This window comes from Gordonia metallireducens (assembly GCF_021245825.1).
GTDB lineage: Bacteria > Actinomycetota > Actinomycetes > Mycobacteriales > Mycobacteriaceae > Gordonia > Gordonia namibiensis.
Map to the genome: position 1 here is coordinate 1 of NZ_JAJQJP010000055.1, position 13,035 is coordinate 13,035.

At 66.7% G+C, this 13,035-nt stretch carries 9 protein-coding genes; 5 read left to right on the plus strand and 4 right to left on the minus strand.

The features are described 5' to 3' along the window. Positions 1–38: 38 nt before the first annotated feature. From LQD00_RS21195 to prpD, 4 genes are read right to left on the minus strand one after another with little or no spacing between them, the layout of a single operon-like run. Positions 39–3,428 carry a pyruvate carboxylase gene (locus LQD00_RS21195; protein ID WP_232719289.1) on the minus strand — a complete coding sequence of 1,130 codons (3,390 nt, stop codon included), beginning with the start codon at positions 3,426–3,428 and terminating at the stop codon, positions 39–41. 33 nt (positions 3,429–3,461) lie between these two features. After that, positions 3,462–4,613, minus strand: a complete 1,152-nt coding sequence (locus LQD00_RS21200; RefSeq protein WP_232719290.1) for a bifunctional 2-methylcitrate synthase/citrate synthase — start codon at positions 4,611–4,613, stop codon at positions 3,462–3,464. Then, on the minus strand, positions 4,610–5,563 hold the full coding sequence (gene prpB, locus LQD00_RS21205) for a methylisocitrate lyase (protein ID WP_232719291.1): 954 nt from the start codon (positions 5,561–5,563) through the stop codon (positions 4,610–4,612). The genes LQD00_RS21200 and prpB overlap by 4 nt, the downstream gene beginning before the upstream one ends. Beyond that, positions 5,563–7,065 (minus strand): 2-methylcitrate dehydratase PrpD, encoded by a 1,503-nt coding sequence (gene prpD / locus LQD00_RS21210; protein WP_232719292.1) that lies wholly within the window; start codon positions 7,063–7,065, stop codon positions 5,563–5,565. The genes prpB and prpD overlap by 1 nt, the downstream gene beginning before the upstream one ends. Before the next feature lie 154 nt (positions 7,066–7,219). Between prpD and LQD00_RS21215 the strand changes: the two genes are divergently transcribed. The 5 genes from LQD00_RS21215 to LQD00_RS21235 form a co-directional block, all read left to right on the plus strand. Then, positions 7,220–8,647 (plus strand): short-chain fatty acyl-CoA regulator family protein, encoded by a 1,428-nt coding sequence (locus LQD00_RS21215; RefSeq protein WP_232719296.1) that lies wholly within the window; start codon positions 7,220–7,222, stop codon positions 8,645–8,647. A gap of 243 nt (positions 8,648–8,890) precedes the next feature. Beyond that, on the plus strand, positions 8,891–9,931 hold the full coding sequence (locus LQD00_RS21220; protein ID WP_232719293.1) for an ABC transporter substrate-binding protein: 1,041 nt from the start codon (positions 8,891–8,893) through the stop codon (positions 9,929–9,931). 80 nt (positions 9,932–10,011) lie between these two features. Continuing rightward, positions 10,012–11,016, plus strand: coding sequence for a FecCD family ABC transporter permease (locus LQD00_RS21225; protein WP_154881951.1), 1,005 nt, complete (start codon positions 10,012–10,014; stop codon positions 11,014–11,016). Positions 11,017–11,044: 28 nt separating this feature from the next. Then, on the plus strand, positions 11,045–11,899 hold the full coding sequence (locus tag LQD00_RS21230; protein WP_232719294.1) for an ABC transporter ATP-binding protein: 855 nt from the start codon (positions 11,045–11,047) through the stop codon (positions 11,897–11,899). A gap of 69 nt (positions 11,900–11,968) precedes the next feature. Next, a partial coding sequence (locus tag LQD00_RS21235; RefSeq protein WP_232719295.1) for a serine/threonine-protein kinase occupies positions 11,969–13,035 on the plus strand: 1,067 nt, incomplete at its 3' end.

Sequence of the window (13,035 nt, forward strand, 5' to 3'; positions counted from 1 at the left end):
GCACTCATCCGAGTGCGACGGCCGTCGTCATCTGTGCGTCAACCTATTTCGAGGAGCAGGTCGCCGGGGGCGACCTGGGTGACCGAATCGATCGCGAGCCGCGCGACCCGGCCTCCCACGGGTGCGGTGATGGTGGCTTCCATCTTCATCGCCTCGATCGTCCCGATGGCCGCGCCAGCAGCGACCTCGTCGCCGAGGCCGACACTCAGGGAGACCACGCCGGCGAAAGGTGCACCGACGCATCGCGGATCGGACCGGTCGGCCTTTTCCGCGGCGGCGACTTCGGCGTCGACGGAGCGGTCACGCACCTGTACGGGTCGCAGTTGTCCGTTGAGGATGCACATCACGGTCCGCATGCCCATCTCATCGGGTTCGCTGATGGCTTCGAGCCCGATGAGCAGTTCCACTCCCGGTTCGAGCTCGACGCGATGTTCCTCGCCGTATCGCAGGCCGTAGAAGAACTGGTTCGCCGACAACCGTGAAGTGTCGCCGAAGGTGTCCTGGTGATCGTCGAAGTCCTTCGTGGGGCCGGGGAACAGCAGTCGGCTGAGTGTGTGCCGCCGCTTCGGGCCCGGGGTGTCCAGAGCTGCCGAGTCCTCGGCCGACAGTGCCTCGGTCGCCGGCGGGTCGGTGCGGCCTTCGAGCGCGACTGTCCGTAGCGGTTCGGGCCAACCGCCGACCGGATCGCCGAGTTCGCCACGCAGGAAACCGATCACCGAATCCGGGATGTCGTAGGAGCGTGGATCGGCGGCGAACTCCGCGGCAGTGATCCCCCGGCCCACAAGTGCCAACGCGAGATCCCCGACGACCTTCGATGACGGGGTCACCTTGATCAAGCGACCCAGCATACGGTCGGCGGCGGCATAGGCCTCCTCGACCGCCTCGAAGCGGTTTCCGAGTCCGACCGCGATGGCTTGCTGCCGTAGATTCGACAACTGCCCGCCCGGGATCTCATGGGTATAGACGCGGCCGGTCGGCGCGGGTAAACCGGATTCGAAGGGCGCATACACCTTTCGCAGCGCTTCCCAGTACGGTTCGAGGTCACACACCGCTTTCAGGTCCAGTCCCGTGTCACGGTCGGAGTGCGCGGCCGCAGCCACGATCGCCGACAGTGCGGGCTGACTCGTGGTCCCCGCCAGCGCGGCGCTGGCACCGTCGACCGCCGATGCTCCGGCCTGCCAGGCCGCCAGGTAGGTGGCCAACTGCCCGCCGGGGGTGTCGTGGGTGTGGACATGGATCGGCAGGTCGAAGTTCTTGCGCAGCGCCGACACCAGTGTGGTCGCCGCGGGGGCGCGCAACAGTCCGGCCATGTCCTTGATCGCCAGCACATGCGCACCCGCGTCGACGATCTGTTCCGCGAGGCGCAGGTAATAGTCGAGCGTGTAGAGGCGTTCACCCGGGTTCACCAGATCCCCGGTGTACGACATGGCCACCTCCGCCACCGCCGTGCCGGTCTCCCGGACGGCATCGATCGCCGGACGCATCGCGTCGATGTTGTTGAGGGCGTCGAAGATCCGGAAGATGTCGATGCCGGTGGCAGTGGCTTCGGCCACGAATGCGGTGGTCACTTTGGTGGGATACGGGGTGTAGCCGACCGTGTTGGCACCGCGCAGCAGCATCTGCAGGCAGATGTTGGGGACCGCTTCACGCAGCTGCGCCAGCCGATCCCAGGGGTCTTCCTTCAGAAAACGCAGCGCGACATCGTAAGTGGCGCCACCCCAGCACTCCAGGGACAGCAACTGCGGGGTCATGGCCGCCACGTACGGCGCCACGGCCATCAGCCCGGTCGTACGCACCCGGGTCGCCAGCAGCGACTGATGCGCATCACGGAAGGTGGTGTCGGTGACCCCCAGCGCCGTCGAATCGCGCAGGTCGTCGGCGAATCCCTGCGGCCCCAGCGTCAGCAGTCGCTGCCGCGAGCCGTCCGGCGGTGACGCCAGCGACGCCCGGTCCAGGGTGGGCAGTTTGTCGCGCGGGTACACCGTCGTCGGACGCTCGCCGTGGGGTTTGTTGACGGTGACGTCGGCCAGGTAGGACAGGATCTTCGTGCCGCGGTCGGCCGAGGATCGCGAGGTCAGCAACCAGGGCCGGTCCTCGATGAACGACGTGGTGACCCGTCCCTCGCGGAAGTCCGGATCGTCGAGCACCGCCTGGAGGAATGGGATGTTCGTGGTCACGCCACGGATGCGGAACTCGGCCACCGCACGCCGCGCACGACGTACTGCGGTCGGGAAATCCCTTCCGCGACAGGTCAACTTGACCAGCATCGAGTCGAAGTGTCCGCTGACCTCGCCGCCGAGTACCGCGCCACCGTCCAGGCGCACCCCGGCACCCCCGGGGCTGCGATAGGCGGTGATCCGTCCGACGGCGGGCCGGAAGTCGTCGGCCGGGTCTTCGGTGGTGATGCGACATTGCATGGCCGCCCCACGGATCTGGAGCCGGTCCTGACTCACACCGAGATCCTCCAGGGATTCACCCGATGCGATGCGCAGCTGCGCGGCGACCAGATCCACGTCGGTGATCTCCTCGGTCACGGTGTGCTCGACCTGGATTCGCGGATTCATCTCGATGAACACATGCCTGCCTTGTTCATCGAGCAGGAACTCGACGGTACCGGCACAGGTGTAACCGATGTGACGGGCGAAGGCGACTGCGTCAGCACAGATCTGCTCACGCAGCTCCGGCGACAGATTCGGTGCCGGCGCCAGCTCGATCACCTTCTGATGGCGCCGCTGCACCGAGCAGTCACGTTCGAAGAGATGGACCACGTTGCCATGGGTGTCGGCGAGGATCTGCACCTCGATGTGGCGCGGATTCACCACCGCCTGTTCGAGGAAGACCGTCGGGTCGCCGAACGCCGCACCGGCCTCACGAGAGGCTGCTGCGATCGCATCGGCCAGGTCGGACGGCTTTTCCACCGGACGCATACCGCGACCACCGCCGCCGGCAACGGCCTTCACGAACACCGGGAACACCATGTCGGCGGCCGCCCGAACCAACTCGTCCACATCAGCCGACGGCTCCGACGACGCCAGGACCGGCAGACCGGCCGCCTTGGCCGCGGCCACCGCCGTCGCCTTGTTTCCGGTCAGCTCGAGAACATCGGCCGACGGTCCGACGAAAGTGATCCCTGCGTTCCCGCACGCGCGGGCCAGTCCTTCGTTCTCCGACAGGAATCCGTAGCCCGGGTAGACCGCGTCCGCGCCGCAACGTTGCGCCGCCGCGATCACCTCGTCGACCGACAGGTACGCGCGTACCGGATGTCCCGGATTCCCGATCTGATACGATTCGTCGGCTTTGGCTCGATGGACGGAGTTGCGGTCCTCGTAGGGGAAGACCGCAACTGTGCGGGCACCGAGTTCGAAGGCCGCGCGAAAAGCGCGCACAGCGATCTCGCCGCGGTTGGCGACCAGGACTTTCTCGAACACGTGTCTCTCTCTCGTCGGGCTGGAGGGTGGTCGCTATGCCGAGGTCAGTGACCGTTGCGGCAGACCCGAGTACTGGCTGAGCGGCCGGATCAGGGCGTTGGACGCGACTTGTTCCATGATGTGCGCGGTCCACCCGGTGATCCGGCTCATCACGAAGATCGGCGTGAACGAGGCTATGTCGAAGTCCATGAGGTAATACGCTGGGCCGGTGGGGAAATCGAGGTTGGGCTTGATGCCGGTGCGTTCGTCCATGACCGCTTCGAGTTCGGTGTAGATCTCACACCACTTGGTCTCCCCGAGGTGATCCGCCACGTCGAGGAGGGCCTTCTTCATGGTGGGTACGCGTGAGTCACCGTTCTTGTAGACGCGGTGACCGAAGCCCATGACCTTCTCTCTGGCATCGAGTTTCGCGGTCAGCCACGGCCGCGCCCGGTCGGGTCGGTCGATGTCGATCATGTCGTACATGACGGCCTCGTTCGCGCCGCCGTGCAGCGACCCCTTCAACGCTCCGATGGCAGCGGTGACCGCACTGTAGATGTCGGACCGGGTGCTGGTGACCACGCGCGCCGCGAAGGTCGATGCGTTGAAACTGTGTTCGGCGTAGAGCACCATCGACTTCTCGAAGGCCCGGACGATCACCGGGTCGGGGACCTCGCCGAAGCACATGTTCAAGAAGTTCTCCGCGTAGCCCAGCCCGTGGTGGGGCGCGATCGGGTCCAGGCCGCGCCGGCGGCGCATGTCGGCGGCGACGATCGTCGGCAGCACGGCGAACATCCGTAGCGACTTGTCGTAGTTGGCTTCCGGAGTGCTGAGTTCCTCGTCGGGATCCTCGGTACCCAGAAAACTGATGGCGGTGCGAACGACATCCATGGGATGACAGTTCTCTGGAATGCGCTGCAGGACGGACAACGTCGAGCGGTCGACCCGCCGGTAGGCGCGCTCGCGCTGGGTGAGCATGGCCAGCTGCCCGTCGGTCGGCAGTTCGCCGTGCCAGAGCAGGTACGCGACCTGCTCGAACGAGCATTGTTCGGCGAGATCCTGGACGGGGTAGCCGCGATAGGTCAGCGAGTTGGTCTCAGGTACGACCTTGGAGATGGCGGTGGTGTCGACGACGACACCGGCGAGCCCTTTGTAGATCGTCGGGGTCTCGACCGCTTCCGCGGCGCCCGCTTCGGTAGTGGTCATTGCGGTGCTCCCTCGATGGTGAAGTTGAACAGATCGGAGTCGAAGTCGTTGTAGTCCTCGTAACGAAGCAGTTCGTACAGCCTGCTGCGGTGCTGCATCTCGTCGAGAAGCCCTGATTGTGTTCCCTGCGTGACGATGACACGCAGGCCTCGTTCCACCGCACCCATCGCGATACGCAACGTGGTCACCGGGTAGATGACCGCGTTGTAGCCGACACTCGTCAACTGTTCGGCGGTCAGGAGATCCGACTTCCCGAACTCGGTCATGTTCGCCAGCAACGGCACGTCGACTGCCTTGCGGAACTTCTCGAACTCACCGAGGTCGCGGAGCGCCTCGGTGAAGATGAGGTCGGCGCCGGCATCGGCGTAGGCCCTCGCCCGGTCGATGGCGACATCGAGCCCCTCGATGGCGCGGGCATCGGTGCGCGCGCAGATGACGAAGTCACTGTCACGGCGGGCGGCGACCGCGGCGCCGAGCCGCTTGACCATGTCGCGGGCGGGAACGACGTCCTTGCCGTCGAGGTGACCGCAGCGTTTGGGATTCACCTGGTCCTCGAGGTGACAGCCCGCGAGTCCGGCGTCCTCCAGTGTTGCGACGGTGCGAGCGGCGCTCATCGGTTCGCCGAAGCCGGTGTCGGCGTCGATCAGAGTGGGGAGTTCGCTTGCGCGGGCGATGGATCCGCCCCGTGTCGCGACCTCGGTGAGCGTGGTGAGCCCGATGTCGGGCAGTCCCAGGTCGGCCGAGAGCACCGCACCGGACACGTAGACACCCTCGAAGCCGATGTCTGCGATCAGCTTCGCCACGAGTGGTGAGAATGCTCCCGGCCAACGCTGGAGGGTCCCGGAGTCGAGACCCGCCCGCAGGGCCTGCCGCTTCGCCGACGCGGAAGCGTTCGACGAGAACAGGCCCGAGACCGTGGAGGTGGCGGCTGCCTCGGTGGTAGAGGTCATCAGAAGATGCCCTTTCCGGTCTGCGGAGCCCGGTCCAGGACAGCCGGAAGGACGAGCGTGTTCAGCACCGACAGGCCGCCGGCGGCAATCGTCTCCAGCTTCTCTACATCGCCGAGGAAGCGGTCCTGCTCATCGGCGTCGACGACGCCCTCGGCCATCGAACGGAACTTCGCGATGTACTGGTCCCGCCCGAACGGACGGGCGCCGAGCGGATGCGCGTCGGCCACGGCGAGCTCGTCGGTGATGACCTCACCGTTCCGCAGTGTGATGACCGCCTTCGCACCGAATGCCTTCTCGTTCGGATCGGCCGAGTGGTACCGGCGGGTCCACTCGGGGTCCTCGACGGTGGAGATCTTCTTCCACAGCGCGATGGTGTCGGGACGGTTGGCACGCTCCGGGGCGTAGGACTTCTCGTGATCCCAGGTGCCGTCCTGCAGTGCGACGGCGAAGATGTACATCACCGAGTGGTCGAGGGTCTCGCGGCTCGCAGTCGGATCGAACTTCTGCGGATCCCCGGACCCGGTTCCGATGACGACGTGGGTGTGGTGGCTGGTGTGCAGCACGATCGACTCGATGTCGTCGAAGTCGGCGATCCTCTCACGCATCCGGCGGGCGAGGTCGATCGGCGCCTGGCTCTGGTACTCCGCCGAGTGTTCCTTGGTGTAGGTGTCCAGAATCGCCCGCTTCGGCTCACCGGGCCCGGGGAGCGGGATCGTGTACTCGGCGTCGGGTCCGCTGAGCAGCCAGGCGATGACGCCGTCCTCGCCCTCCCAGATCGGGGCGGGGGCACCCTCGCCACGCATGGCGCGGTCGACAGCTTCGACGGCGATCTTGCCCGCATGGGCGGGCGCGTACGCCTTCCAGCTGGAGATCAGGCCCTTTCGTGACTGGCGGGTCGCCGTGGTCAGGTGCAGCGCCTGCCCGATTGCCTGGTAGATGGTCTCGGCGTCGAGATTCAGCATCGTGCCCAGACCGGCGGCCACCGAGGGCCCCAGGTGGGCGACGTGGTCGATCTTGTTCTCGTGCAAGCACATTCCGCGAACGAGGTCGACCTGCACTTCGTAGGCGGTGGCCAGGCCACGGATCAGGTCATGGCCGCTGGCACCGACGTGCTGACCGACTGCGACCAGTGCGGGGATGTTGTCGCCGGGATGGGAGTACTCCGCGGCGAGGAACGTGTCATGGAAGTCGAGTTCGCGCACCGCCACGCCGTTGGCCCACGCGGCCCACTCCGGGGAGAAGGTGCCGTCGATGCCGAACACCGTGGCACCCGGCGCGCTCGGATGAGCCTGCGCCTGCCGACGGGCGGAGGTGACCGGACGACGGATCACCGACGCTGCGCTCACCGCGGCGTTGTCGATGACGCGGTTGATGATCATGTCGCGGGTGTCGGCGGGTACCTCGACCGGGTCCACGGCGATGTCGGCGATCTTCTGAGCGAGGTGCTCCGACTGCGGGAAGTCCTCGGAGCTGCGATGGGTGCGGACGTGGTGATTGATCATGTTCGCACCGTACGCATCCCGCCAACTCCTCCGAAAGGCCTGGCAAATGCGTATTTTTGCGGACTTATCGGAGCGAATTTGCGTACGTTGTGGATACCGGGAGCGGTATGCTGCCGTCGTGAAGAAAGCAGGAGGCGGATCACCTGGTCGGCGCATGTTCGCGGGGGCGCGACTGCGTCGGCTACGGGACGAGCGAGGACTGTCCCAGGCGGCGTTGGCCCGGCGAATCGACCTGTCGACCAGTTACGTCAACCAACTGGAGAATGATCAGCGGCCACTCACGGTGCCGGTGTTGTTGACGTTGTCGCGCGAGTTCGACCTCGATGCGGACTATTTCGCCCCGGACGGCGATGCCCGGCTCGCTGCCGACCTCGCCGACGTCCTCGCCGCCCAATCCGACGTCCCCAACATCAGCCGGGCGGAGATCGCCGAACTCGTCGCACGCATGCCGTCGGTCGGTACGACACTGGTGAACCTGCACCGCCGCCTTACCGCCGCCGACAGCGAAGTGGACAACTACCGGGCGCAGGTGTCCGGCGACCCGACCCGCCCGGCGTCGACCCCGATGCCGTTCGAAGAGGTCCGCGACTTCTTCTACGACCGGCGCAACTACATCGATGCACTCGATGTGGCAGCCGAGCGGATTTTCTCCGATCACCGGCTGACCATCGGCGGCCTCGACCTCCAGTTGGCCGACGTACTCGCCGCCGACCACGGCATTCGGGTGTCCATCACCCACCACCCGGACCCGGCCGCCAGGGCACACACACCCAAACGACGATTCGATGCGGCCAACCGCACCGTGCACCTGGCCGGGCGACTGACCGCGGGACAGCGCGCGTTCCAGCTGGCGACCCAGTTGGCCATGGAAACCCAATCCGATGTCATCGACGACATCATCTCCGCCGCTGATGATCTCAGCGATCAAGCGGTCCCGGTTGCCAGAATCGGCCTGGCCAACTACTTCGCGGGTGCGCTTCTACTCCCGTACGAGATCTTCCGACAGGCCGCCGACGCGGCACACTACGACATCGAGTTGCTCAGCCTCGGTTTCGAGGTCGGGTTCGAGACCATCTGCCACCGGCTGTCGACTCTGCAACGACCGGGCAGCCGCGGGATCCCGTTCATCTTCGTACGCGTCGACCGCGCCGGGAACATCTCGAAAAGACAGTCCGCCACCGCATTCCATTTCTCGCGAGTCGGCGGCAGCTGCCCGCTGTGGATCGTGCACGACGCCTTCGCCACACCGGGTCGAGTCCTGACCCAGGTTTCGGCGATGCCCGACGGGCGCTCGTACTTCTGGCTCGCCCGCACCACGATCGAACCCGGCGGGTACCTCGCCCCGCACAAGAGTTTCGCGATCGGACTCGGCTGCGACGTGGCCCACGCCGACCGGCTCGTCTACTCCACCGGCGTCGACCTCGATGATTCCCGCACGGTCGTACCCATAGGGGCCGGATGCAAAGTGTGCGACCGACCGGCCTGCCCGCAACGCGCATTCCCACAACTCGGACGACCCATCCACGTCGACCCCGAGGTCAGCGACTCCGTGCCCTACCGTCCCCGGCCGGTGCAGGATTGACCAGACGACCCCCGGACGCCAAGAGGCGAGGCGGCCAAACCGGACAGGAGCTGTGCCACTAAGCTGACCGTGGCCGCTTCGCGGCGCCGATCGGTCGAGGAAATCCGGTGCAAATCCGGAACTGACGCGCAACGGTGAGCATCCAGTCCGGCGAACGACTGCATGCGAGTCCGATCGCTCCTCCGTTCGGCTCAGGTATGCCCGGCTCCGCGAGTGGGCCCTTTACCAGAAAGCTCTCAACTCATGCGTATGTCAGCGACCCGGTGCGCGATCACCGTTGCCGCGGCCGTGGTCCTCGCCGGTTGCGCCGGCTCGGACGGCGACACAGGCGAAGCCACCAACGGTGACACCGTCACCATCGAGAACTGCGGTCGGACCGTCAGCATCGAGTCCGCGCCGCAGCGCGTGGTCTCACTCAACCAGGCCTCGACCGAGATCTTGCTGTCCCTGGGCCTCGCCGACCGAATGGTGGGCACGGCGACGTGGACCGACCCGGTCCGCGAGAATCTCGCCGACGCCAATGCCTCGGTCCCCCGACTTGCCGACAACAAACCGTCGATCGAGACCGTCCTCGCGGCGAACCCGGACTTCGTGACGGCGTCTTTCGGTTCGTCCATCGGCGACGGCGGAGACGCCGGCCGCGACCAGTACGAGACGCTCGGCGTACCCACCTATCTGTCCCCCACCGACAACGGCTGCAACGGCGAGGTGTCCTCGGCTTCCAACGCCGACGGCGCACGCACCACCCCGTACACGATGGACATCGTGTACCAGGAGATTCGCGAGCTCGCGACGATTTTCGGCGTCGGCGAACGCGGTGAAGAGTTCATCGGCGAGCTCAAGGGCCGCGTGCGCGCGGCCTCGGAACCGGTGAATGCGACCGGGGTGACTCTTGCGTACTGGTTCGCCGACACCCAGACCCCGTACATGGCCGGGTGCTGCGGCTCCTCGGGGGCCATCACCACCGCGGTCGGCGCCACCAACGTCTTCGCCGACACCACCGACGAATGGCCACAGGTACCTTGGGAGACAGTCGCCGACCGCAATCCCACCGCGTTGGTGCTGGCGGACCTGAGTCGACGCAGCATCGACGGTGACGCGCTCGACAGCAAGATCGCGTTCCTCGAGTCCAATCCGGTCACCGCCCAGATGCAGGCGGTGCGCAACCGCCGCTACATCATCGTCAACGGCGCGGACATGAACCCGACGATCCGCACCGTCGACGGTATGGAGAAGGTCGCGACTGCACTGCAGAAGTGGAACCTCGCCACTCCGCAATCGTGACATACGACGTGGCGACCGTAGAGACCACGGACGATGCCGATGAAACACCCCTACAGACTCGACGAACCGGCTCGACAGCTGTGTTCACCGGCGTGCTCGTCGGCGGTGCCGCCCTACTGATCATCTCGATCGCGGCGGCCGTCACTCTCGGCCCGGCAAACCTGTCGGTACGAGACGTGTACGCCGTCATCGGCGAGCACTGGGGAATCGGCTCGTCCGGCCTGACCGCGTTGCAGGACGGTATCGTATGGCAGCTCAGGCTCCCCCGCACTCTGCTCGCCGCAATCTGCGGCGCAGGACTCGCCCTATGCGGAGCAATAATGCAATCGCTGCTGCGCAACCCTCTGGCCGACCCGTTCGTTCTGGGTATCTCCTCAGGCGCCTCCACCGGTGCAGTACTGGTGACGATCCTCGGGATCGGGGGCGGGGTCATCTCGCTGTCCGCCGGTGCCTTCGCCGGCGCGGTGGTCGCATTCGCAACAGTCATCGCACTAGCGACGGGCGCGGGAGGAGGCACCGCGAAGGTCATTCTCGCCGGGGTCGCAGGTACACAGCTTTTCTCTGCGCTGACCTCGTTCATCGTCATGTCCTCGGCGAACGCCGAACAGACTCGCGGGGTGCTGTTCTGGCTGCTGGGCTCGCTCAGCGGCGCCGATTGGTCAGACGTCATCGTCTGCGGCACGATCACCGGCGTCGGAATCGTCGTCTGCCTCACGGTGTCCACATCGCTCGACGCGTTCACCTTCGGAAACAACGCAGCGGCAGCTCTGGGTGTGTCCGTTCGCCGGATCCGTGTTCTGCTGCTCACCGTGACCGCGCTGATCACCGCAGCACTGGTCAGCGCAGCAGGAGCGATCGGGTTCGTCGGTCTGGTGCTGCCACATGCGGCCCGATTCCTCGTCGGGCCGCGGCACGGACGACTACTGCCCGCCACCGCCGTGATCGGCGCGGTGTTCATGGTGTGGGTCGACGCCGCCGCACGAACCCTGTTCGCCCCCCAGGAGATTCCTGTCGGCGTCGTCACCGCTCTCGTCGGTGTACCGGCTTTCGCCCTCATACTCTTCCGGATGCGAGGTAGGGCATGAAACCACACGCACAACAGGCAGTTCGCTGATGCCGCTGCACGCCAAAGACATCGGATGGAGCCGCGGCGGACACCTCGTCCTCGACGGCGTCACCGTCGAACCGGCCCCAGGAGAGACGATTGGACTCCTCGGACCCAACGGCTCCGGAAAATCGTCGCTCCTCGGTGTGCTGGCCGGAGTCCACAAACCGGACACGGGTCGTGTCCTGTTGGACGACAACGACATACGAATGCTTCGCCGGCGTCAGATCGCCCGGAGAGTCGCCGTCGTCGAGCAACACGCGGACACCGAGATCGACATCAACGTCGCCGACATCGTCAGGCTCGGACGGATCCCGCACAGCGGCACCTTCGGCGGAGACCGAGCAGCCGACGCCGCCGCGATCGACGAAGCGCTCACGCACACCGGGATGCTCCGGCATCGGCACCGGCGGTGGCACACGCTGTCCGGCGGCGAACGCCAACGCGTCCAGATCGCACGAGCCCTCGCCCAACAACCCGACGAACTGCTCCTCGACGAGCCGACGAACCACCTGGACATCTCCCACCAGCTCGACATCCTCGCGTTGGTGTCCCGCCTTCCGATCAACAGCTACATCGCACTGCATGACCTGAACCTCGCAGCGGTGTTCTGCGACCGCGTCATAGTCCTCGACCACGGCTCGATCGTCACGGCCGGAACCCCGGCCGAGGTCATCACCGAAGAGCTGGTCGAGGAGGTGTACTCGGTCCGGGCACGGGTCACCATCGAGGACGGCATCCCGCACGTCGACTGGAGTCGACACGTGGTCGGTCCATCTGCGTCGGAGGCTTCTCGTCAGGCGGTGGCGTCGTTCACACAACACACCACTCACCTCGCGGGCGGCGCGTGCTGGTTACAGTGACGACAACGCCTGCGAGGGCGTGGTCGGGAAGGCCTGTGCGAGCGGGTCGGGACAAGGGGGTCGTCGGGCGTGGAGACAGTGGAACCCGGGTCGGTGTTCGCCGGGTATCGCGTGATCTCCCTGCTGGGGCGCGGCGGGATGGGCCAGGTCTGGCTCGTCGAACATCCGACGCTGGGCCGTCGTGAGGCCCTGAAGATCATCTCGCCGAATCCGGCCGATCCGAGCTTCCACGAGCGGTTCCGCAACGAGGCCCGGACCGCGGCGGCCCTCGATCACCCGGGCATCGTCACCGTCTTCACCCACGGTGTCGAGAACGGCAGCCCGTGGTTCTCGATGACCTACCTCGACGGCAGGGACCTCACCGGCGCCGGCCAGATGCCCGTCGACGAGGTCGTCACCATCACCGCCCGCGTCGCCGACGCGCTCGACTACGCACATGGTCAGCGGGTCATCCACCGCGACGTCAAGCCGGCGAACATCGTCGTCGCCCGCAGGCCGGACGGCCGCATCGCCCGCGTGACGGTTCTCGACTTCGGTATCGCCAGGCTGGTCGACGGCAACAAGATGACCGCGACCAACCTGTTCGTCGGCACGCTGGCCTACGCCGCTCCCGAACTCCTCACCGGGGAGGCCGCGATACCCGCCTCGGACCAGTACGCCCTGGGCTGCACCGTCTTCCAGCTACTCACCGGCCGTCAGCCGTTCCCGGGCAACACCCCGATGGCGCTCATCTCGGGACATGTGAACTCGCCCGTGCCCCGGCCGTCGGACCACGATCCGGCCCTGGCGCATCTCGATCCGGTCTTCGCCCGGGCACTGGCCAAGCAGCCCGGCGACCGGTTCGCATCGTGCACCGAGTTCGCGCGGGCACTCGAGCAGGCGGCGGCCGCGGGCCCGCGTCGCGCGGCGCCCACCACCCCGGCCCCGGCGTTCCCGCCCCGAATCCCGCAGCAGCCCCCGTTCCAGCCGCACACCCCGCCCACCCCGCATCAGCCGCTCACCCCGGCCCCGGTCTTCGCCGGCGGCGTCCCCCCGCCGCCGCCGCAGAAGAAGCGGTACGGGCGCCGCGGGGGGGTGGGCGCAGGKGTCCTCGTCCTCGTCCTGGCGCTCGTGATCACCGCGATCGTCCTGGTCGG

Bases quoted from the DNA above. Each gene is read 5' to 3' on its own strand.
- LQD00_RS21200 (WP_232719290.1), bottom strand. From the start codon at position 4,613: ATGACCACTACCGAAGCGGGCGCCGCGGAAGCGGTCGAGACCCCGACG.
- prpB (WP_232719291.1), bottom strand. From the start codon at position 5,563: ATGACCTCTACCACCGAGGCAGCCGCCACCTCCACGGTCTCGGGCCTG.
- prpD (WP_232719292.1), bottom strand. From the start codon at position 7,065: ATGATCAATCACCACGTCCGCACCCATCGCAGCTCCGAGGACTTCCCG.
- LQD00_RS21215 (WP_232719296.1), top strand. From the start codon at position 7,220: ATGTTCGCGGGGGCGCGACTGCGTCGGCTACGGGACGAGCGAGGACTG.
- LQD00_RS21220 (WP_232719293.1), top strand. From the start codon at position 8,891: ATGCGTATGTCAGCGACCCGGTGCGCGATCACCGTTGCCGCGGCCGTG.
- LQD00_RS21230 (WP_232719294.1), top strand. From the start codon at position 11,045: ATGCCGCTGCACGCCAAAGACATCGGATGGAGCCGCGGCGGACACCTC.